Raw genomic sequence first — 22194 nt, forward strand, 5'->3', positions numbered from 1 at the left:
AACTGGGGAGAAAAACTTTGACACTAAGGGTTGCAGTAGTAGGTTCAGGCCCTGCGGGTTCTTCCGCCGCCGAAACACTCGTAAAAGCAGGCATCGAAACATACCTATTCGAGCGCAAATTAGACAACGCTAAACCCTGTGGTGGGGCTATTCCCCTGTGCATGGTCAGCGAATTTGACTTGCCGCCACATATCATAGACCGTCAAGTCAGAAAAATGAAGATGATTTCCCCCTCCAATGTTGAGGTGGATATCAATATTGAAAACGCCCACGAATACATCGGTATGTGCCGCCGGGAAGTGCTCGATGGTTTCTTGCGCGATCGCGCTGCTTCCTTGGGCGCTAAACTAATTAACGGCACTGTTCATAAATTAGAGATTCCAGGCAACAATACAGACCCTTACACTCTCCACTATGCCGACCACTCTGACGGCACTGCCATGGGAGTTCAGAAAACTCTGAAGGTGGATTTGGTGATTGGGGCTGACGGTGCTAACTCTCGCGTGGCCAAGGCGATCGACGCTGGTGATTACAATTATGCGATCGCCTTCCAAGAACGCATCCGCCTGCCGGAAGATAAAATGGCTTACTACCACGACTTAGCCGAAATGTACGTCGGCGATGACGTATCTACCGACTTCTACGCTTGGGTGTTCCCCAAATACGACCACGTAGCCGTCGGTACCGGTACGATGAAAGTCAATCAAGCCAGTATCAAAAAGCTGCAAGCAGGTATCCGCGCCCGTGCTGCCAAAAGACTCATGGGCGGTGAGATTATTAAAGTGGAAGCTCACCCCATCCCCGAACATCCGCGTCCCCGCCGGGTTGTCGGCCGAGTTGCTCTCGTGGGCGATGCCGCCGGTTATGTTACTAAGTCTTCGGGCGAAGGTATTTATTTTGCTGCGAAGTCTGGCCGGATGTGTGCTGAAACTATTGTGGAGATTTCTCAGCAGGGTGCACGCATTCCAACTGAACAGGAAATCAAGCTTTATCTGAAGCGGTGGGATAAGGCTTATGGGATTACTTACAAGGTGCTTGACATTTTGCAACGGGTGTTCTACCGTTCTGATGCTACTCGCGAAGCTTTTGTGGAAATGTGTGCCGATCGCGATGTGCAGAAACTCACATTCGATAGCTATTTGTATAAGACAGTAGTGCCGGCAAATCCTTTCATTCAAATGAAGATTACTGCGAAAACTATTGGTAGTTTGTTGCGCGGTAATGCTTTGGCGCCTTAACTAATCTAACTCACTTTGTATAAAAAAGCGGGCAGTCACCAGGCTGTTCGCTTTTTTTTAGAGCGAAGATTAACGAACCGCGAAGGCGCGTTCGGCGAAGCCGTTCCCGTAGGGTAGGGCGCGAAGGAAGAGGAGTGGATCGTTACGTTAAGTAAGTCCACCTAATTAAATGCAAGATCCAAATCGCTCAAAAGCTTACTGGCTTGCTATTCTTCCTTCTTCATTCCCCCCTTGGGGGGGGCAGGGGGGGTTCTTCTTCCTTCTTTCTTCTACTTAATATAGGCGAGTGTTTCAAGGGGGTCTAGCGGTATTGGCAGATTTTGCAAATTAGGAAAAATTTTTTACCAATTCTATTGAGAATTATTAGCATTTGCGTTATGCTCTAAAAAGACGCACCTCAGAGTCCCGACTTCTGGGTGAGAGCGCCGATCCGCTACTGAATCAATCAGATTCCGTAGTCCGAAAACTGCCCTAAATGCTTCCTGAAAGAGCCGGAAATCTCCAGAAGGCAGAAAGAAAGCGGCTATGCTGACAGCGAAGTTTTTCAGGAAGGGCTTTGGACAATTCTTAATTTTTTGCTAAATCTAGCTTTTAACTTGTGTCTGATGTCACTCAGGGACGATGCTTAATGCAAAAAATTAGTGTTGTCTAAATTTAGGAATAGAGTTAACCATTGAGGAATAATCATGTATACGTCTTACAAGCAAGTTTCAGAGTTTAGCTTAGAGGGAGAAATACTGAATCTGATTATTGAAGATGGTGACAAATTAAAGTATTTGCGAATTGGTAGCGATCGCGGAGTAGAATTTCTGGTGAAACTTTGCAAGGAATTGCGGGCTTCTGTATCTATGGTTTTAAAGCCCGGATTGAGAGTTGAAGTGGCTGGACAGAAACAGCAAAACTTGAAAAATGGCAAAGTTAAGCTCAAAGCTTATAGCCTGAAACTTTCAGACAGCAAGCATCATCCCTCGCAGCCAGAGGTAGACACCAAGCATACATCTGTTGGGATTCTGATACCCGATCGCGCGATCGACTCTCCCACATCCTCTCCAACCACGCCAACTCCGGCAAAAATCTCAGGCAAAATATTAGTATGTCAAAAATCTGACTGCCAGAAGCGCGGCAGTGGTGCAGTATGTAAAGCTCTGGAAAATGCTTTGAATTGTAGCGGTTTAGCCGGAGAAGTTATTGTGCAAAAAACCGGATGTCTCAAACAGTGCAAAGCCGGACCGAATATAGTTGTGATGCCAGACAAAACTCGCTACAGTCGCATCAAACCTGCGGAAATTCCAGCCATCCTTGATAAACATTTTGCAGTTGTTAAAGATTAGGGCGATCGCAGATCGCAACAGGTGCATCTGTGTTTTGCAAATATATTCGTATGGGCTATAGCATCACCGCAGACAACTTATTAGTAATAACCAGAGATTTACAGCGGTCATGCTTCGCCTATGCAAAATCGGGATGCTCCCCAGAGAATCTATTAAGGTTAACACTCCCCCACTTAAAGGTACGGGGATTCTTGAATCTACGACGTACCTTGATAAACTAGATGTGAGACTCTGTGAATATTGGGATAAAGCCATGTCAGAAGCTGATCTTCGAGCCAATCAGCAACAACCGCATTCTGCTGTCCAATCCGATGCCGAACCCTTAGAGCTAGATTCTTTAGCTGTGTGGGGTTTAGAGCCGATCGACCCCACTCCAAAAGATCCTGGGGCTGTAGTTGTAGACACGCCAGAAACAGACTGGGAAACAGTCGATTTTCCCAACGCCATCAGTGTAGATGCAATTCCCACAACATCTGAAGCCAAAAATTTGCCATCTCAGACAGAAGTTCCCTTGACTGATATACCTCCGATTTCCGATCATCTCAAAAATCTGCTGGCCAATAGCGAACATAAGGGCAAAGGATCGACTCCTGTCACCTTGATGCAAGCCCTGCATGAATGTAACCGCGATCTCTTAGGGCGAATCTCCCAGCTAGAAACAGCCCTCCAAGAGTCCCAAACAAAGTTGCAGGATCGCGAAGCCTTGCTCGAAAAGCAGAATGCCGAACTCCAAAACACTCAAGCACAATTGACCAGGCTGTTTGCTAAATTGGAAGTTTCTAATCAAACTTTGCAAAGTCAAGAAATTTTAGTCGAAAACTTAACTAACCAATTAGCAACTAGCCAAACTAGGCTAGCCACAGTGGAGCGAGAATCTGCTGCGACAGTGATGCGCTACAACGAACAACTTCACCAGCTAGTAACTACAGAAAATGTTTGCAAGGAATTGCGATCGCGCTTGCACCGTCAGCAGCGCCACACCCTGCAATTCAAAGCAGCTTTAGAAAAAAGTTTGGAGATGCCACACCCTAAGTCGATCGCCCCTACCGAGCCGGTGGAAAATCCACAGGATACAGCTAGCGCCCAATTGGAATCCTTACTCGCCGCCGTCAAAAGCCAAAACGTCCCGGTGCCACCCATATTTAACACTTCCCCTGTTCAACCTTGGTCCGATCCATGGGAAGCCCAGCCAGAGGTAGGGACTTCTGAAGCGCCCATCGGCCCGGAATCTACGGTAAGTCAGGAATCCAACACATTAGCCTCCGCATCCGGCATTGAGTTACACGAGAACGAAAACTTCTCGCAACCAGATGCAGCAACAGAGTCCAGCCCAAGCATTGTCGAGGCTCCAAAGTCGGTTGCTCAAACGGAAACAGAAAATGGTACTGCCAAATATAGCAGCCCGGAATTGGTGCGGGCTGCTAAAATTTTGAACTCTGTGGAAACCTTTGGCATTCAAGAAGTGCGATCGAGCGCAGCCCAACCTATAGCTGTTGCAGAACCCCACTGGTTGACTTCGATTACCAGTCCGCTGGGCCCTGCTAAAAAGCGTCGATCGCTGGCTGACATTGAATTACCCAGTTTTCGATAGTTTAACTAAAAACAGAGAATCCCTAGAGTCCCGACTCCTTGGAAAAGTTAGGACTCTCACTGGCTTCTGGCTTCTTGCTTTCTCCCTTTTCCCATACCGTAGGTGAGATCGTAGCTAGTAACCAACAGCCACAACCAAACAGCGGGATACCGTGGTTCCAGCCAAGGCTGTATCCTGCGGGCGAATTGGGGGAGCCATCCAAACAGCCAACTCGCCACAGCCAGCAAAGTGAAGTTGAAGTAGCTCCCCAGCCAACGCCAAATATCCCCGACACTCACAAAATCCAAAATCCACAGCAGCAGAGAAGGGTTTTTTCGAGCAGCTTTCAGGGCCAAACGATTGAAAGTTAACCAATCCGTCCGGTCTTTAATAAAAGTTTCGGCTACGGTGAGTTCTTCTTCGGTTAAAATACCGAAAAAGGTATTGAGAATGGAATTAATTCTTTGGGGTGGCAAACTGCGACCCGTGGGAACCATCATCCCTTTAGAAAACAGCCAAGTCACTGACACATTGCTCTGATAAGCACGAATTTGGTTTAAGTGCTTGGCACTCAATAAATTGTGTTTTAAAGCTGTATCTAATAGGTCTGTTAAGCGGAAAAGATTGCGAACCAGAGAGCCGAAACCAGTGAAAACCAGGGGAGATTGCAGGGAAGCTGCATCGCCGATCGAGATTAGTCGATCGAAGGCCACGGCGCGATCGCTACTGTTGGTACTAAAATGCCCAGGAATATAACCAAAAGTCGGTTTTTTCCACACCAATCGATCGAGATCGCAGCGACGATACTCAGGCAAAATTGTAAAAAAATCCTCGTACAATTCCAGCAAAGAACCTGGATTTTGTGGATTGACTTGGTGGTAGTGAAACAGATAAACAGTCAGTTCTCCTCCAGCACCGGGAAACAACTCCCAAATGAGCTGGCGGCCGCGGGAAATATCCCCGTGAGTGTAGAGCACATCCCCGTATTCGGAATCCCAAACTGCCTGGTCAAATCCTCCCTCGATGGCTGCTCCCACCGTGGGACAAACACTGTCAAAAGCCCGCCCTTCGTTCAATTGCCAAGCTATGGGAGAAGCCGAACCCATCGCATCCACCAGTAGCCTTCCTTCGGCGGTGCGATCGGACTTTGTGGGCAAGTGGCAGCCCTGAACTACTACTTTTTCTCCTTCAACATCGGCTCTGATAAACTCAGTTTCGTCCCAGATTTCCCCGCCAGCTTCGGTCAATTTAACTCCTGCTAAATACAGCAATTTTTCGCCATCTAAAGCTACATTTAGTACCTTGGGAGTATGTAAAACTGGTGCTTGAGCAAAGGTCGGATTGTTAGCATCAAAAAACTTGTTATAGCCATCCTTATATTCTCTGGAAATCAAGGTTTCCACTTCCGCAGCAGTAAATAAACCCAAGTCAATTAAACTTTGAATTTCGTCCCGCGAAATATTCCACTCGCGATTCATCCGCCCAAAAGGCATTCGTTCCACCAACAGTACCCGGTAGCCCAATCTAGCCATGACGGCGGCGTGAATCACTCCCAAGGCCCCGCCGATATAAATTAAGTCATAAACAGAAGACTCAGAATCCTGCACTGGAATTGTCTCTTGTCCATTCTCCCCTGTTTTTACCCTGACCGAAGTAGAAGAGCCTTCTTCCTTCAAAAACACTACTTGTTTTGGCTGTTGAGGATTGCGAGTGCCTTCCCGCCAGCGCTGCTCCCACCAGTAGACGCGCTGGAGGTCGTATTCGCCTTTGGGCATTTTTTGGAAGTATTTAACGGTGAGGGGGTAATAGGGGGCAAGAGCTTCAAAAATAGACTGTTTGGAGAGGTCTATGACTGGGGGTTCTGGGTATAGATCGGGAAACTTTTTTCTCAAGCCCAAATTCAGCGATTCCAGGAATTTTTTTTCCCCAGGGGGTGCATCTTCCAAACGAAACACTTTTAAATAAGTGGTGCGTTGAACTGACCACACAAAGGTGGAAAGTTCTGTGGATTGATGATTTTGGCTGAGTGTTTTGGTGGTGGCAACGGTGGATTTTGGATTGGCAATTTGGGGGATGGAGTCTTTGGCCGCGGTGGCTGTTGAGGTCCAAAGCAGGCGAAAACCGTCAGGAGTAATCACTTTTTGTCCGATGCCGGGATCGAATTCCTGTTGCAACCAAGTGCATACGGCCGCCGTATCCGGTGTCGGGACTTCTAGATAAAGAATTTCTTGCATTTTCCGATCTCTATAAATTCATAAAGCAGGGGGAGTTGACAAGGGAGCAAAGTGCGCTATACTCCCGAATACTTATTTAGTTTTAAATAAGTTTACAGTGTTCTCAGATTTTTAGGTTTTCGATCGCTCTCGGTGTGGCCTGGGCATCGAATCAACTACTCCCTTCGGTATGCAATCTCATGAATTATCCCATTCCTACGAATCCTCAAGAAATGATTGCTTTGCGACAGCAGCCGCTGAATGAAGAATTAGTGGCAACGGCGATCGCGGGTGTGGTAAAAATAGCTCGATCGCGCTCTCAGTCTCTCGATGAGTTAAAGGCTGAGTTGTTGGCGGACGACCATCTCCTCGATTTGCCTCAAAGGCTATGGCTGAGCGATATTGTGGCTCAAGCTTGGGAAAATTTGCCTTAAACCAGATAAATCCACCTAATTCAACTTAACGCAATTCGACTTCTCGCTTCACTTGCGTTAAAACTCGATCGCCCCGCATTAAGCGATATTCACCCCGCCAAACTCCGGGAGTCAGAGGAGAATTAGGACTGTTTCTTTTGCCGACAAAACCCAACCAAGTGCGACTGGGGGCTTTGATTTCGTTGGTGGTGTTGACAATGGTTTGGCCATTGGGAGCAAATAATTGGTATTGTTCGCGATCGCCTTTTAGCACTCCATAACTATGCACCCAAAATAACAAAGCAGAGCTATTTAGAGGTAGTTTGGTTTCGGAAAATTGTCCTTGCCAAAGAGCGTTCTGGTCCGGTGGTTTGCCCGCAAAACCGGCGCGAATTAAACCTGTAGGAGTATAGTCCACAGCCCGATCCCAAATTGGATTTCTGGCAATATTGCAGCCCAATTTAGCATCGGGACCCACAAACGGATCTACAGCTTTACCTTGATAGCGAAAAGTGATGTGTACGTGGGGAAAAGACGCCATCCCAGAGTTTCCCACCATCCCCAGCACAGCGCCTTTGGCAACTTGCGCCCCTGGTTTGACGGCCACACTACCTTGGCGGAGATGGCAATATTGCGCTTCCCAACCGCCACCGTGATCGATTACCATGCCGTTGCCACATTCACTACCTGCAACGTTGGTTTTGTCTGTATCGTTCTCTAAACGTTTATCTACCACACCGTCTCGCACCCGCAAAACTTTGCCGGCGGCGGAGGCGATAACTGGGACTCCTTTTGCCATTGCTTTGGCGTCGGGAATGCCGAAGTCCGTACCATCGTGGCCGTTGTAGGTTTGGCGTCCGCACCCAAAATCAACGGCGGCTGGGCTCGGATCGCGATCGAAATACTGCAAAATAAAGCAATCTTTGCCCAGGGTACAGTCGATGGGTTGACCAAATTGTGGGATGTTGGGCTTTTGGGCCACTGCCGTCGAGACTAGATTTTGGGCTATGCTGTTGGCTGTGACTAGGGATGTATTGACTGGGTTTTGAGAACCACAGCTAGAGATAGTTGTCAACCCCAAAGCCAGGAAAATTGCCGAAATCTGTTTGTTTGAGAGTAAAGTCATTGGCCGATGGTTGCTAAAAGCTGAGGTGGGTAGTCCCAAAAAATCAATTAATTGTTCAAAATATAGTGAATCGAGAATATAGACGGTCGATCGGGTATTTTCGTTTCCTAGATTTGGTGTATTATTGTCTGTCTGGGATTAGTGATTTTTAATTAATTAAATGAATGCGCTCTAGAATTCGATCGCTCATTTCAATCATTCGGTTGGCCGGACTTGCTATCGCCACTTTGGCGCTGTGGGGATTTGCCACCCTCGCCAAGGAAGTTCTGGAAAAAGAAACTTATGCTTTCGATACCTCTATTTTACTCACTCTGAAGGAATTGCACACTCCACTGCGCGATCGAATCATGATCGGCTTTACATTTTTGGGGGAACCGAATTTGTTACTAGCGCTGTGTGTGAGTTTGGTGATTATTTTGTGGACTCAGAAACATCGCTCCGAAGCCACAACTATTGCGCTGGCTGGTGTGGGAGCGGTGGGTTTAAACCTAGTGTTAAAAAAAGTTTTTGCTCGCGCTCGGCCTCAACTTTGGGAGCGCGCAGTTGACGTTAGGTTTTACAGTTTTCCTAGCGGACACGCGATGGTTTCAATGGTTATTTATGGTTTGCTAGGATATTTTTTGGGTTCCCGCTTTCCGAAACAGCGCTGGTGGATTTACATTTTAACAATTTTATTAGTTGCGGTTATTGGTTTGAGTCGGCTTTATCTAGGAGTTCACTGGCCCACGGATATTATTGCGGGGTATACGGCTGGTTTGGTGTGGCTGATAGCCTGCATTATGAGTCTGGAAGTATGGAAACAATCTCGCTCATCATTTCCTGAGTCTAAAGAAGAATTTTTATCCCCCAATGCTTCTCAAGAAATGACCGATGAGCAATCACCTATAACTCATAACAAATAACTAATAACCAACCATTTGCTTTTGAGTTAAATACATCGCAATCCCTTTTTCATAGTAAGCAGCTTCGTTAATAAACACTGGATATACCGTCGATATACCTTCGTATAAAATCTCATCGCCGTCAAAGGTCAAAAACATCGGATCGCCTGGATTCAGCGGTTGATAATCTCTGAATTGCAGTCGAGGATGAATCATTGCCAGAATTTCTCCCAACTCATTTCTGGGATAGTCGATAGTCTGAATTTTTTGATAAAGGGCGAGGGGTTTTTTGGCGGGAGGGATTTTTCCCTGATTATATAGTTCTACATAGTCTAAAATTGTGCCAATAATCTCCTCAGTTTGCTGAAATAAACTGCCATCCAATATCCCTTGAGCCACCGGACCAACTTCCAGGGTAAATCCTAACGGGGAAATCGATCGCAACACAGAGCTATCTTGATTGTGCTTTCCCGAAACCAGTACCTTAATGTTGGGAGCAACAGATGTTAAATGAGCAGTTAACTCCAGATTAAATGGATGCTGGCTATCCAAAATAAATGTGATACCCATGTTGGCGGTGGTATTGTGCAAATCGATAATTAAATCAGGATTATCCGTATTGTTTGAGCCCAACATTTGGTAGATTTCTTTGGCTCGTAGTGCTTCGTAAGTCGAGAGATGATAATTTTCTAAATCCTTTCGTAAAAAACAACGATTGAGGTCGATATCGATGTAACGTTTGCCAATTTTGCACGCTTTGGGATTGGCTAGCATGGCAACAGTTTGGAAATTAGAGCGCGCTATTAAATTGGGCGATCGCTCAAATTTATTCACTAGGTAAATTCCTGTGAGTTCGTTGCCGTGGGTCCCTCCAATCACTGCAACACGGTTAATTTTTTTCATAAACAAGTAGCTTCCTTTCTCAACTGCCACTCTTGGGCTGCAAGTAATTTCGATTAAAATGAAGAAGGTCTTAATCTCTATATTAACTTACCTTGTAGTATATGTCCAATATTTTGTTAATCACATGGAGGTTATGGTGTGGGAGAACACAAAACCGTCTTTTCAATTTTACTTGATTAATGCTTCAATAACAAGCCGATTTAGACCCTGTGAAGATTTTGCAGGAATCTAGGATGGTGGCATTACGCGAAAATCATTCCTTTATTTGCCACTCCCACAACTGCTACAGATTTGCAGCTAACTGGATGTCAAACATACAGTTCCGGTCTCGTACAGTTATTCTACGATGTTGTAGGATAGAGGTGATGCCCTAGCATAGAGACTAAATCGTGAAATGTGTTGCCTTTGTCCTTTTATTAATATTATTTTTCTGGGTCGCGCTGCCAGCTAAGGCATCTGTATGCCGCAATTACAACGGACAGCAGATTTGTATTATCGATCTCAAACGCAGCGCCAAAAACTATTGGGAATACAGGGCTATTTTGAGTATTGATGGAGTGAAAAAGCCTAGGGAAATTTACAACTGTCGTAGTCGCAGCACTGTTAAAAAAGATGGTAAACTTGTGCCGTTTTGCCAAAAAGATCCTGGTCAAATGATATGCAGTTTTTTTCACAACCAATAGACACATAGGGACGGACAAACCTGTTTTTTTGAGATCTGTTTTAGTGCTATTTGTGGCGTTCTAGTTTTTTAATAAACCTCAGAACGAACAGCGATAGTAAAGCGCCTATTAAGGCAAGTTCCCACAAGCCACAGCCTGCCGCAGTCCCCAAAGCTGCGGACACCCAAATAGCGGCCGCAGAGGTGAGTCCGTGAACTTCTACTTCGCCTATTTCCTGTTTAGATTGTCGCAGGATTTCTCCCCCTCCCAAAAAGCCAACCCCGGCGGCAATACCTTGAATTACACGCTCTATGGCATCTCGTACATTTTCATTTTTACCAAGTGCCAAGGGGATTAAAACAAACAGTGCAGAACCCATACTTACTAACATATGTGTTCTCAAGCCGGCTGGTTTGTGTCGGAGTTGACGTTCCCACCCAATAATTCCACCCACTAATAAGGCTAGGCATAACCTGAATAGTATGCCTAGCCAACTTTCGGGAGATAATAAATTTGCGATCGACAATGTTTTACGACTAAAAACTGCTAGGATAACATCAATCTAAATTGCTTTTTTGGGCTGCCCAGAAGCCCACCCCACAATAAATTAGAAAGACTTTGATTTTAGCGCAAGACGATATCCGATCGCAATCTGATTCCCAAATCTGTTTCCGGGCGAATCACAATCACATCCACACTGCGTCGCCCGAACAATACCCCCGCTAAAGCACCGATCCCAGCACCACCCAATACTTCTTCAGTGGCGATGGCTTTGTCGCCGGTAATCCCAGCCAGGGCGGCGGCTGCGGCTGCGCCCAATGCTGCACCTTGGGCGAGGGAACCTCCGTTAGCACCTTTTTGAACTTTTTCGGTTCTGGTAATAATGCCAGAATTTCCATCAATCCGATAGCGTTGACGGCGGCTAACAATTAGTTCTGTAGCCACAAATTGAGTACCCTTTTGATTACCCCTTCTAGCAGGTTGCAGTTGACCGACAATTTCACTACCTGCGGGGATTAAAACTCTACCTTGAGCCGTGCGGATGTCTCGTGCTACTCTTAAAGTTAAAGGTGCGGTTTCATCGGGTGTTACCACAATTTTATCTTTTTCATAGCTCACTGGAATTACACTGCCTGCTGGAATTCTGATACTACTATCCAATTGGGAGTATCTTTGGGCGGTGGCGGGAGTAGCTACCACCAGTGGGACACTGGTTCCTAGGGTAATTCCTAGGGCGAGGATGGCTGCTGTTGTCGATCGCAATGTTTGAGAAGTAATCATATAAATTGTGTCCTTGCTTCGGTTTTGCTTTACTTGGTAACGCACAACTGCTAAACTTTTTCTGATTTTCCGTTCCTTTGATAGTTTAATGATGACAGGTGGGAATTCCTCAAGTTGGGAAGATAAGGTAGATAATCAAAAGTTTTAAAAATTCCCAAAATTGATCTAGTCAGGAAATTTTAGAAGTTTGGGAAGATAAGGAAGATACACTCCACACTCAAAATTCAATTGTTAAGAGCATTTAAGGCTAACAAGCCGGCACCAAAAGCTGGTTCGTGTCGGGGTGCAATTACTTGGGCGTTAGGGGCGATCGCACTTATAGCAGTTTCAAACCGACTCTGGCAATTTCCCACGCCACCCCACACACCTCCGATCAGCACAATTTCAAATTCTTCTGTTTGGTTAAACAGCCCTGAAATTGCTGTTTTTGTTGCTAAAACTAATTCCGCCACTGCACTATCCATAATGCCCTCAGCTATACGATCGCCCTCTGTGGCAGCGCGATCGACAATGGGTGCTAAAGCAGCAATTTCCTTCACTCCCCAACCGCGTCGGTAAACGACTTCTACCAAGTCTTCCAGATTTTTTAGACCTAAATGTATTTGAAAATTCTCTGCAAGTGTGGTATAAATTTGCCGTCCATCGTAGAATCTCAAAGCAGCTTGCAAACCCTGAATGGCGATGTTGTAGGCGCTACCTTCATCCCCTAAAATATATCCCCAACCCCCGACTCGTTTAGTTTTTCCCAGGCGGTTTTGTCCGAAAACAATCGATCCTGTACCGGAAATAACGGCGAGGCCGACTGGATGGCCCGTACCGCCTACGAGTGCGATCGCGCTATCGCTGGAAATTATAATATTTTTCGGCCCGAAAGACCGGGTAACGGGTAAATTAGGAGTCAACTGCAAGTTCTGTACTAAAAATTGCACGATTTCCTGGTCTTTGGGACGTCCGACTCCTGCTAATCCCAGAGAAATTGCTTCTATGTTGAGACGGCTATCGGGGTTGATATTAGCGGAAATTACAGCTTGTTCGATCGCCAATTGAATCGATTGTTTGGCTGACTCAATTCCCAGTGTTTGATAATTTGATGGCCCTGCTTCGCCGCGTCCCAAAACCACCTGATTTTCATCCATCAACAGACAAATAGTCTTAGTACCACCGCCATCTATGCCAAATACGTAACTCATGCCAAAATTCTCCCTCAAGCGGGCAAAAAAAACACTCGAATTTGAATCGAAACATAATATTATAACATTTTTTTTAGTGGCTCTTAAAATACATAATTCAAATTTGCTAATTGTATAATTTCTGGTGTACAGTTAATTTGGAAAAAATTGCTAAATATTCCCATAATTTCGGGCAAAAATCATGAAAGTCGGCGTATTCAGTACCAAATCCTACGATCGCACATTTCTGGAAGCAGCCAATGTCGATGACCAACACGACTTAGTTTTTTTTGAACCCCGCCTCAGTATGGAAACAAGCGTTTTGGCGACGGGATTGCCGGCTATCTGCGCCTTCGTCAACGACCAATTAGATGCCAAAACACTAAGTGCGATCGCCCAAACAGGTGTCCGCTTAATCGCCCTGAGATCCGCCGGCTTCAATCACGTTGATTTAGCAGCAGCCCGCGACTTAGAACTCACCGTCGTCAGAGTACCCGCCTATTCTCCCTTTTCCGTCGCCGAACACGCCGTCGCCCTGATTTTATCCCTCAACCGCAAAATCCACCGCGCCTACAACCGCGTCCGGGAAAACAATTTCGCCCTAGAAGGGCTGTTGGGCTTCGATCTTCACGGACGAACTGTCGGAATCGTTGGTACTGGGAAAATTGGCGCACTTACCGCCAAAATTCTGCACGGATTTGGATGTCGCCTCACAGGATACGATGTTTCCCAAAACCCGGATTGTCTAGGGATGGGGATGGAATATCTCTCGCTTCCAGAACTATTTGCTACTTCCGATATCGTCAGTCTCCATTGTCCCCTGCTACCAGAAACCTACCACCTGATCGACGCAGCAGCCGTCAATCAGATGAAAGAAGGGGTGATGCTGGTTAATACCAGTCGCGGTCAGTTGATTGACACCAAAGCCGTAACTCAAGGACTGAAGTCTGGTAAAATAGGATACTTGGGCTTAGATGTTTACGAACAAGAGACCGACTTGTTTTTTGATGATTTGTCAAATCAAGTAATTCAAGACGACATATTCCAGCGTCTGTTAACTTTCCCCAACGTCTTAATTACCGGTCATCAAGCTTTTTTCACTGAGGAAGCTTTGAGAAATATTGCTACCACAACAATCAGCAATATCACTGATTTTGCACAAGGACGCCCTTGTCCCAATCAAATCAGCCTCGATCGGGTAAAAAAATAAGATCCCCATTGCTTACAATCAGATTAACTCGTTACTTTCAGCCGTACAGGATGGACTTCTCCCACAGAAACCGAGTTGCTGTGTCAGTCCTTTTTACTTGCAATTTGTGAAACTTTGCTGTACTAATTACCGGATAATTAGACGACAGCAATTCTCAGGTTGCAATACAACTTAACAAGTGAGGAAAGTATCAAATGACACAAGATAATTTTGCCGAGGAAACAAAAACAATCACTGAAGTCACCAAAATCGACATGGTAATTGAGAAACCAGGTGCGATCACGAAAATCGAAACCCCAGAGACCACCGCAGGACAGTTCCAAGATATTAAAGACCAAGTTTTGACTATTTTGTCAGAACTGCCAGTCTATATATCCAATTTTTTCGCCGAATATCAAAAGCCGATCGTCACCGTGGGTTTAATTTTGACAGGTGCCGTAAGTGTCAAAGTAACCCTGGCTGTACTCAATGCTTTGAATGAGCTGCCTTTGGTAGCCCCAACTTTTGAATTGATCGGCATTGGATATGCAGGTTGGTTTGTTTACCGCTATTTGCTCAAAGCTTCCGATCGCCAAGAATTGCTAGCAGAAATAGAATCTTTAAAAGAACAAGTTATCGGCAAAGATTCTTAAAGGGAGTAGTTATTGGTTAGTGGTTAGTGGTTAGTTGTAACAACAAATAACCAATAACCAATGACAAATAACCAACAACAAATAACCAATAACTATTGTCAATTTGGATGGCAAATTTGTTGCAAAGTAGCGGTAAAACCTGGGTAGGAAATAGCCGCAGCTTCGGCTCGATGAATATTAGTAGTACCCCTGGCATTCAGGGCTGCGATCGCTAAACTCATCGCGATTCTATGGTCTGTGTAACTATCAACATCAGCGCCGGTTAAAGAAGTTCCTCCGGTAATTTCTAAACCGTCGGGTAACTCGGTAATTTGAGCACCCATGCGGTTGAGTTCCGCAGCAGTCACAGCTAGCCGATCGCTCTCTTTGACTCGCAACTCGGCCGCATCCCGAATGATGGTTGTACCAGATGCAAAAGTTGCCGCTACTGCCAAAATCGGAATTTCGTCAATCAGTCGGGGAATTAAGTCACCAGCAATGGTGCATCCCCGCAACTGGGCGGAACTCTTCACCAAAATATCGGCTACCGGTTCCCCAGCCGCCACCCGCTGATTTTGCAGTTCAATGTGAGCTCCCATCATTTCTAAAGCTTCCAAAATGCCTGTACGAGTTGGGTTGACACCGACATTTTCCACTACTAACTCGGAACCAGGGACGATCGCCCCAGCAACTAACCAAAAAGCCGCCGAACTGATATCTCCTGGTACAATTACTTTCTGCCCTTGGAGTTGGGCAGAACCTGTTACTGTAACGCTGCAAGTTTCAGGATCTACCGTTAATTTGGCTCCAAAAGCTTGCAACATCCGTTCGCTATGATCTCGTGACAAAGCCGGTTCAGTAACAGTAGTTTCTCCCTCCGCCATCAAACCGGCCAGTAGAATACAAGATTTAACTTGAGCCGAGGCGATGGGGGAATGGTAGTGAATCCCTTTTAATTGCTGTCCAAGTACCGCTAAAGGTGCTAGAGAATTATTTCGTCGCCCCCAAATTTGTGCTCCCATTTGTTGCAGCGGTTTAATGACACGGGACATGGGGCGCGATCGCAGGGAACTGTCCCCCGTCACCGCAAAAAAACGCCCTGGATGAGAGGCTAAAATCCCCAACATCAACCGCATCGTCGTGCCAGAATTACCCGCATCCAAGACTTCCACAGGCTCCTCTAATGCGCCAATTCCCACACCCTCGACTGTGACCAACTCCGTGTTTAGTTCCGAAACTTTCGCTCCCAGGAGTGAGAAACATTTAGCTGTGCTCCGGGGGTCTTCTCCCAGCAGCAAGCCCTGAATAGTTGTTTCACCGTGGGCGATCGCACCCAACATCAAAGCTCGGTGAGAAATTGATTTATCGCCAGGAATCCGAATCCGACCTTGTAGCGACCAGCCAGAGGCGGGTTTTTGAATGCTTAAAGTTTGACTTTCACCGGTTTGGGTAGTGGTTATAATGGCAGCTTGCATTGAGATAAACTGTGATGAGATGGCGTTAGTTATCCTAGCGTTTTCCTAGTCAATAGTCAGTAATGTACACAAAAAAACCAAATATTACGAAAAGTTTACAATTTTTATCCGTGTATTTACGTAAACTTACAAACTGTTAACTTTTGAACGACGATCGACAACAATTGGAGATTTGCGATCGGCCATGTTACATTTTTGATGTATGAGACAAAATCTTCTGGCTTCTATCCTTTGATCTTCCATCACAAATTCTAGATTTTTTATTATTATGCTGACGCATCACCGCAAGCCTGTAAGTCTATCACTGATCTCCACAGATTTACCCCTATGGTCAGTCGTTGAAACTGCTGGTACACTGTATCAAAAAGACACCGATCGCTTTCACTTGTTGTTGCACGAACCAGCCATAGTCGATCGCACATTTGCCGATGGCTCGAACGAACCAGTCTCTATCTTACCAACTACTACAAAACCCCGGTTGCTGTGGCTAGAAGTTTCTCCCTATCGAGTAGTGATGACTATGCAAGGAAACGGCAAATACAGTTACCGTCACTGCTGGGAGCGAGGGATGTACGGCCTGAGTCGTTATTGGCTTCAGGGAGAATCCCTAGTAACTCCTGAACAGTTACGGCTTCGCAACTTCACCCGCCAATTAATTCTCACAGGAAAGCCGGAACCGGAACACCTGAGATTAGAATACGAACTCTGGTCGGAAAAAGTGCAACTAGGTCGATATATTTTGAATTTAGAAATCCATCATTGAGTTTTGCTCTTACAGTAATTAATCAGTTTCTCAGTCACAGCATCTTGAGCGGCTGCGGCATCATTCGCCTGATGTCCAGCTTTGATAATATCTGCTTGAGCTTTTCGGATTTGCTCTCGACCTTCTATACTTGTAGAAGCACGATTTCCTGCCTCAAGAGCTTTGCCTATGTCTCCAATTGCTTGACCCATTTGCCGGAACGATTTAACTGACTGATTCTGAAATTCTTTGAGGTTGGTGTCTGTCAGTGACACAGACTCTAATTCTTTCGATGTCTGGTTTAAGTCTTTAGCTAAGTTCTTGGTAGTCCCTGTATCGTTGCTGTCTTTTTTAGTTTCAATCAGTGCGTTGCCTTTAGTGACAATTTCTGTCAATTTAGTACACTCGACAACTCGGTCGTCTTTTTGGCAACTAACAGTTAACAAACAGCAAGCAGCAACGAGCAGAATGATAGCAATTTGTTTTGGTAAAAAGTACATTAATCCTCACTACGTCCCTATTTAGGAACTATGGTAAAAAACAGCAATAACCTACAGAAAGGTAACATTTGGGGATATCTTACCCTACTTTTGCCTATTTCCTTAACGGCGGTTGCCAGTTTTGAGTCGGGAGGGATGTTTTGGACGATCGCCACCGCCGCGGGTATGGGCTGGGCTTACAAGCTCTACCAGCAGCAACAAAAACATAAACTGGCTCATTTAGACTCAGTTTTCTACCGATTAATCAAGGAAAATCAAGGGCGAGTCACTGCTTTGGATTTGGCGATGAATGCCAAACTCCCTGGAGCCAAAGTTCAAGAGTATCTAGACGAGCGCGCCTCTGAGTTTGGAGCAGATTTTGAAGTGACTGAGCAAGGCGGAATCTTGTATTATTTCCAAGTAGCTCCTACTGGGAATCTAGCCGAAACAACTCCTGGGGAAATAGGAGAAATTCCTGTCAAAGCAGCAGAAACAAATCCGCAAAAAGTCTCAATGAAAAGTCCTGATTTATTCCCAATTTCCCCCAAAAAAGCCACTACCAATCCCAAAATATCTTTTACCCAGACGGAACTATCCCGCAGATTTAAAGTTCACGCTAGCACCATCGGTAAGTGGAAACTTAAGCCAGAGTTTCCCCAGTGGAGCAGCGAAAAAGACCCAGAGGCGATCGCCTGGGAATATTCTATCAAAAATAAGCGCTTTTCTCCCAAAGATTAAGTGGACGGGGAGGGTAGGCACGCACCATCCACTACCCCTACAAAACGATGATTTGTCACCAGAATGAAACAGCCCTGCCCCCAAGGGGGGAAAAAAGGGGGATTTCAAGAAGCTTCCAGTCCCCCCCTTCTTAAGGGGGGCTAGGGGGGATCGAGATATGTGCAGCCTCATAAAAAATTGGTATAAATCTCAAATTTAAAATCTCAAATCCATTGACCTTTTTGGGTTATGTTGAGTAAAATCAGATTATTTGTACTTCTCTTTTTTCCTAGCTCCTATGTCACAACCAACCTTGCGAGTAGTCGCACGCCTCGTCGCCTTTCCCGAAAAAGTAGCCGAACTTAAATCCCTGTTACTGAGCATTATGGAGCCAACTCGCCAAGAACCGGGCTGCATCAAATACGAACTGCTGCAAAATCAGGCAGACCCCACCGATTTTACCTTTGTTGAAGAGTGGGAAAGCTCCGATTTACTGGAACTACATCTGGCTTCAAATCACATTCAAGAGGCTGTCATGAAATTAGAAGGTTTAGCAGTTGCACCGCCAGATATCCGTCGCTATGAATTGCTAGCTTGAGCGACTGTTGAAATCTAATTTATTCCTGTTAGTAACCCATTTTTTTCCTCCTACTTCCCCTGGAGCCGGGGAAGAGTATAGTTGAATTTACCTGGTCTTAAAAAGATGACAACACCAACCATAAAACAATTATTTACTTACCCCATTAAAGGTCTGACACCGCAACCAATGTCTGACTTGGACTTAACATCAGGACACGGCATTAAGGGCGATCGAGCTTTTGCCTTAATCTTTGCAGATTATATTGAAACTGAAAAAAACCTCACCGAAAATTTGCCGTGGATGAGTAAAAAACATTTTGCTGTCCAAAACGATTGGCCAGCTTTAGCAGCCCTATCCTGTCAGTATGAACCCGAAACAGCAGTTTTAACAGTTAAGCATCAAGGAGTTGAAGTATTAACAGCAGCAACAAATACAGCAACGGGGCGCGATCGCATTAGCAGCTTTTTTACCGAATATCTAGCCACCATTGAACCCACAAAGGAAGCCAGACACCCGCAACGCTCACCTTTGTATTTAGCAGGAAATAGCAGTGGCGAAACTCGCTATCCTGACAGAGAACCCGTACATATTTCTTTACTCAGTCAAGCAACACTAGACCAATTAACAGCAAGGGCAGGTAGCCACATTGATGTAGGCCGATTTCGCCCGAATATTGTCTTAGAAGGTATGGCACCTTGGTCAGAATTTGAGTTAATCGGTCAACAGTTTCAACTAGGTAACGCACTAATTGAAGTTACAGCACGAATCGGTCGCTGTGTCAATATAGAAGTGAATCCAGAAACGGGCGATCGGGATATGGCGTTACTCAGTTTACTGCAACAAGAATTCGGTCACGCACAAACTGGTGTGTTAGCCAAAGTGATTAACAGCGGTCATGTTAAACTCGCCGATATTTTGAGTGCTGTTTAATGAATGTGGTGCTATGAAATTACCTTCAGAATTGTTGAGTTTGAATTATTGCTGGAGGGAGTGCATGAGGATTGATTCAACATTCTAAACGACTCGATTGACGATCGTCCAAACATCGCCGTCCGATCGCACATAAGGAACAGAAATACTTTTAAAACCTGTAATAAAAGGCTTGTAATATACCTGCCAATAGCTGGGGCTGATTTTGTCGGCGATCGCCTTAAGCCCTTTCACCTCCTGCGCCAATTCCGCAGCCAATTCATTAATGCGTTCAGCATGAGTGCGAGCGAGATTTCTACCCTCTGCCACTTGCTGTTCCATCGGACTTAATTTTCGCACCTGAACCGAGTGGTTTTCCATGTGACTCAATTGAGAAGACAAAGCGGCGATCGCATCATCTATCCCCTTGATTTCTGCCGACACTTGTGCTGTTTCCCTCGCGTGACGGCGGTAAGCATCGGCGATAGCTTGAGGGGAATCACCTACTGGGGCGATCGCGGCAATACTAATCTGCTGGCGCTCCCGTCGTAGCGTTTCAATTTGAGAGCAAATTGCCTCTATGTCTGCCTGAAGTTTATCCACCTAACTACCATATTTTTTGAGTATTTTAGCATTTTAACCTAAGCCAGAGCAAGACTGGATATCAGGTACCAGATTGATTGAAGCAGTCCGATACCTAGATATTCTGTGGTTTGACGTTGGCATCAACCAACAGCAACAATACTGCTGTGAAAAATACGTTCGATCGCATCCTCCACCACCTTATCCGGTGTCGAAGCACCAGAAGTCACACCCACCACAATCTTACCCTCCGGCAACCAGCCTTCAGCGATCGCTAAATCAGCCCCCAAAGGCTTGTGTTCGATCCGATTGCCTGGTAGAATGCGTTCTGCTGAATCAATGTGATAAGACGGAATAGTGCGATCGACAGCAATTTCCTGCAAGTGAGTCGTATTAGAAGAATTAAAACCCCCAATGACCACCATCAAATCCAACTTTTCCTCAACCAAACTCAACATAGCATCTTGGCGTTCTTGAGTAGCATCACAAATAGTATTAAAACTTAAAAAATGGTCGTTCAACTTATCCGGCCCAAACTTACGCATCATAGTCTTTTCAAACAACTTACCAATCTGCTCCGTCTCTGTTTTGAGCATAGTAGTTTGGTTAGCAATACCAACCCGTGCTAAATCCACATCCGGGTCAAAACCAGCCGAATAAGCCTTGCTAAACTTCGCCAAAAACTCATGGCGATCGCCACCATTAATGATATAATCGCTGACATATTCAGCTTGCTCCAAATTCAGCACAATCAAATATTTATCAGCAAAAGAACTCGTAGCCACAGTTTCTTCATGCTTGTACTGACCGTGAATAATCGAAGTATAATCCTTCTTTTTGTGCTTCTCAACAGTATTCCAAACCTTAGAAACCCAAGGACAAGTTGTATCAACAATCTTGCAGCCCTTATCATTAAGCAACTGCATTTCTTGAACGCTAGCCCCAAAAGCCGGTAAAATTACCACATCACCACTATCCACCACCGAAAAATCCTTTTCACCTGAATTAACAGCAATAAAACCAACTGCCATATCCCGCAAATGTTGATTCACAGAAGGATTATGAATAATCTCATTAGTAATCCAAATCCGTTCTGTAGGGAAATGTTGACGAGTTTCGTAAGCAATAGCTACAGCGCGTTCCACACCCCAGCAAAAACCAAAAGCCTCGGCCAACCGAATAGTGACATCGCCGCGTTCCAGCCTGTAATTATTGTCCCGAATTTCCTGAATCAGACTGCTTTGATAAGCCGTTTGCATCACCTGCGTAACCTCAGCTTCATGACCAAAACCCTTACGGTGGTAATTTTCCGACTGTTGTAGCGATCGCTTAAAAGCTTTAGTATCCATGGTGTGTCTATTTCAAATTAAGGTTAATTACCTTTAATTTTAGAACGGGTGGGGTGCGATCGGGACGATCGGCCGATCGAAGCGAAGAAGCGATATGATATTTGTGCGATCGACACATTGAGAGGAAAGAAGGAATGAACCACGAAGACGCTCATGACGCGAAGGAAGAAGAAAGAAGAATTAGACAACTGGGCGAACAGGTAGAACAGTTAGCCTATAGAGCGATTGGAGCGGCGATTGAGGTGCATCGGCTGACGGGGCCAGGATTTTTAGAGTCAGTGTACCAGGAATCCTTAGAAATTGAATTTCGGATACGGGGGATACCTTGTCAACCTAAAAAGCCAGTAGCAATAACCTACAAAGGTTATCCAGTAGGCAAAGGTCAATTAGACTTTCTGGTTGGGGATATCCTAATTGTCGAACTAAAAGCTGTCGAAAAGCTAACTCCCATCCATGAAGCCCAAGTTATCTCCTATCTTAAAATGACCAAAAACAGCCTAGGCCTTCTGATCAACTTCAACGTTCCGATCCTCAAAGAAGGCATCAAACGAATAATTCTCACATCTTAACCCTTCCTCCTCTTCCTTCTTCGCGCTCTTCGCGTCTTCGCGGTTCGTTAAAAAAAACTTAAAAAAAAGCGCCAAAAGAGGGAAGAACGACTGAACCGCGAAGACGCGAAGGACACGAAGGAAGAAGAAAGAGACACTTGGGCGAACAAGTAGAACAGCAACGCATCATTCTCTCCTTTCAACC

General features: G+C 45.4%; 22 protein-coding genes. 12 read left to right on the forward strand and 10 right to left on the reverse strand.

From position 1 onward, the window contains the following. Nucleotides 1-17 precede the first annotated feature (17 nt). From chlP to AAFP11_RS24785, 3 genes are all read left to right on the forward strand, one after another. Nucleotides 18-1238: a geranylgeranyl reductase gene (chlP, locus tag AAFP11_RS24775; protein ID WP_341739435.1), complete on the forward strand. Its 1221-nt coding sequence runs from the start codon at nt 18-20 to the stop codon at nt 1236-1238. Between the two features lie 686 nt (nt 1239-1924). Then, a complete protein-coding gene (locus AAFP11_RS24780; RefSeq protein ID WP_341736469.1) occupies nt 1925-2569 on the forward strand; it encodes a (2Fe-2S) ferredoxin domain-containing protein in 645 nt (214 codons plus the stop codon). Nucleotides 2570-2822: 253 nt separating this feature from the next. Then, complete coding sequence (locus tag AAFP11_RS24785; RefSeq protein ID WP_341736470.1) at nt 2823-4160, forward strand: hypothetical protein; 1338 nt, start codon at nt 2823-2825, stop codon at nt 4158-4160. 56 nt (nt 4161-4216) lie between these two features. On the opposite strand, the gene AAFP11_RS24790 is transcribed toward AAFP11_RS24785, so the two are convergent. Beyond that, on the reverse strand, nt 4217-6373 hold the full coding sequence (locus tag AAFP11_RS24790) for a flavin-dependent dehydrogenase (RefSeq protein ID WP_341736471.1): 2157 nt from the start codon (nt 6371-6373) through the stop codon (nt 4217-4219). A gap of 179 nt (nt 6374-6552) precedes the next feature. Between AAFP11_RS24790 and AAFP11_RS24795 the strand changes: the two genes are divergently transcribed. After that, nucleotides 6553-6786 (forward strand): hypothetical protein, encoded by a 234-nt coding sequence (locus tag AAFP11_RS24795; RefSeq protein ID WP_341736472.1) that lies wholly within the window; start codon nt 6553-6555, stop codon nt 6784-6786. 25 nt (nt 6787-6811) lie between these two features. On the opposite strand, the gene AAFP11_RS24800 is transcribed toward AAFP11_RS24795, so the two are convergent. Beyond that, nucleotides 6812-7891, reverse strand: a complete 1080-nt coding sequence (locus AAFP11_RS24800) for a M23 family metallopeptidase (RefSeq protein WP_341736473.1) — start codon at nt 7889-7891, stop codon at nt 6812-6814. A gap of 164 nt (nt 7892-8055) precedes the next feature. On the opposite strand from AAFP11_RS24800, the gene AAFP11_RS24805 reads away from it, so the two are divergent. Beyond that, nucleotides 8056-8793 carry a phosphatase PAP2 family protein gene (locus tag AAFP11_RS24805; protein WP_341736474.1) on the forward strand — a complete coding sequence of 246 codons (738 nt, stop codon included), beginning with the start codon at nt 8056-8058 and terminating at the stop codon, nt 8791-8793. Here AAFP11_RS24805 and AAFP11_RS24810 read toward each other — a convergent pair whose 3' ends face one another. The 4 genes from AAFP11_RS24810 to AAFP11_RS24825 all read right to left on the reverse strand — a co-directional run bounded on the left by AAFP11_RS24810 (nt 8794) and on the right by AAFP11_RS24825 (nt 12808). After that, entirely contained in the window at nt 8794-9675 is an 882-nt protein-coding gene (locus AAFP11_RS24810) for an aspartoacylase (RefSeq protein WP_341736475.1), read from the reverse strand. A gap of 729 nt (nt 9676-10404) precedes the next feature. Continuing rightward, complete coding sequence (locus tag AAFP11_RS24815) at nt 10405-10863, reverse strand: MgtC/SapB family protein (protein WP_341736476.1); 459 nt, start codon at nt 10861-10863, stop codon at nt 10405-10407. A gap of 98 nt (nt 10864-10961) precedes the next feature. Then, on the reverse strand, nt 10962-11618 hold the full coding sequence (locus AAFP11_RS24820) for a hypothetical protein (RefSeq protein ID WP_341736477.1): 657 nt from the start codon (nt 11616-11618) through the stop codon (nt 10962-10964). Between the two features lie 224 nt (nt 11619-11842). After that, a complete protein-coding gene (locus AAFP11_RS24825) occupies nt 11843-12808 on the reverse strand; it encodes a BadF/BadG/BcrA/BcrD ATPase family protein (RefSeq protein WP_341736478.1) in 966 nt (321 codons plus the stop codon). Between the two features lie 181 nt (nt 12809-12989). Here AAFP11_RS24825 and AAFP11_RS24830 point away from each other — a divergent pair, with 181 nt between their 5' ends. Both AAFP11_RS24830 and AAFP11_RS24835 read left to right on the forward strand, forming a co-directional pair. Continuing rightward, nucleotides 12990-13997, forward strand: coding sequence for a 2-hydroxyacid dehydrogenase (locus AAFP11_RS24830; RefSeq protein ID WP_341736479.1), 1008 nt, complete (start codon nt 12990-12992; stop codon nt 13995-13997). Between the two features lie 194 nt (nt 13998-14191). Beyond that, nucleotides 14192-14629 carry a CAAD domain-containing protein gene (locus AAFP11_RS24835; protein WP_341736480.1) on the forward strand — a complete coding sequence of 146 codons (438 nt, stop codon included), beginning with the start codon at nt 14192-14194 and terminating at the stop codon, nt 14627-14629. 98 nt (nt 14630-14727) lie between these two features. Here the strand turns inward: AAFP11_RS24835 and aroA are convergent, their stop codons facing one another. After that, a complete protein-coding gene (gene aroA, locus AAFP11_RS24840) occupies nt 14728-16083 on the reverse strand; it encodes a 3-phosphoshikimate 1-carboxyvinyltransferase (RefSeq protein WP_341736481.1) in 1356 nt (451 codons plus the stop codon). A 268-nt stretch (nt 16084-16351) separates the two neighbouring features. Between aroA and AAFP11_RS24845 the strand changes: the two genes are divergently transcribed. Further along, nucleotides 16352-16846: a hypothetical protein gene (locus AAFP11_RS24845; RefSeq protein WP_341736482.1), complete on the forward strand. Its 495-nt coding sequence runs from the start codon at nt 16352-16354 to the stop codon at nt 16844-16846. Here AAFP11_RS24845 and AAFP11_RS24850 read toward each other — a convergent pair. Further along, nucleotides 16840-17325, reverse strand: coding sequence for a hypothetical protein (locus AAFP11_RS24850; RefSeq protein ID WP_341736483.1), 486 nt, complete (start codon nt 17323-17325; stop codon nt 16840-16842). The genes AAFP11_RS24845 and AAFP11_RS24850 overlap by 7 nt on opposite strands. 30 nt (nt 17326-17355) lie before the next feature. Here AAFP11_RS24850 and AAFP11_RS24855 point away from each other — a divergent pair, with 30 nt between their 5' ends. The 3 genes from AAFP11_RS24855 to AAFP11_RS24865 all read left to right on the forward strand — a co-directional run bounded on the left by AAFP11_RS24855 (nt 17356) and on the right by AAFP11_RS24865 (nt 19531). Beyond that, nucleotides 17356-18042 (forward strand): hypothetical protein, encoded by a 687-nt coding sequence (locus AAFP11_RS24855; RefSeq protein WP_341736484.1) that lies wholly within the window; start codon nt 17356-17358, stop codon nt 18040-18042. Nucleotides 18043-18319: 277 nt separating this feature from the next. Further along, nucleotides 18320-18619, forward strand: a complete 300-nt coding sequence (locus AAFP11_RS24860) for a putative quinol monooxygenase (protein WP_341736485.1) — start codon at nt 18320-18322, stop codon at nt 18617-18619. Nucleotides 18620-18724: 105 nt separating this feature from the next. After that, on the forward strand, nt 18725-19531 hold the full coding sequence (locus AAFP11_RS24865; protein WP_341736486.1) for an MOSC domain-containing protein: 807 nt from the start codon (nt 18725-18727) through the stop codon (nt 19529-19531). Nucleotides 19532-19615: 84 nt separating this feature from the next. Here AAFP11_RS24865 and AAFP11_RS24870 read toward each other — a convergent pair whose 3' ends face one another. Further along, nucleotides 19616-20113, reverse strand: coding sequence for a hypothetical protein (locus AAFP11_RS24870; protein ID WP_341736487.1), 498 nt, complete (start codon nt 20111-20113; stop codon nt 19616-19618). 122 nt (nt 20114-20235) lie between these two features. Next, the gene (locus AAFP11_RS24875) at nt 20236-21441 is read right to left on the reverse strand and encodes a 4-hydroxy-3-methylbut-2-enyl diphosphate reductase (RefSeq protein ID WP_341736488.1); all 1206 of its coding nucleotides are present in this window, start codon (nt 21439-21441) and stop codon (nt 20236-20238) included. A 134-nt stretch (nt 21442-21575) separates the two neighbouring features. Here AAFP11_RS24875 and AAFP11_RS24880 point away from each other — a divergent pair, with 134 nt between their 5' ends. Beyond that, nucleotides 21576-22010, forward strand: a complete 435-nt coding sequence (locus AAFP11_RS24880; RefSeq protein ID WP_341736489.1) for a GxxExxY protein — start codon at nt 21576-21578, stop codon at nt 22008-22010. Nucleotides 22011-22194 lie beyond the last annotated feature (184 nt).

This window comes from Microcoleus sp. CAWBG640 (genome assembly GCF_020883015.1).
Taxonomy (GTDB): domain Bacteria; phylum Cyanobacteriota; class Cyanobacteriia; order Cyanobacteriales; family Microcoleaceae; genus Microcoleus; species Microcoleus anatoxicus.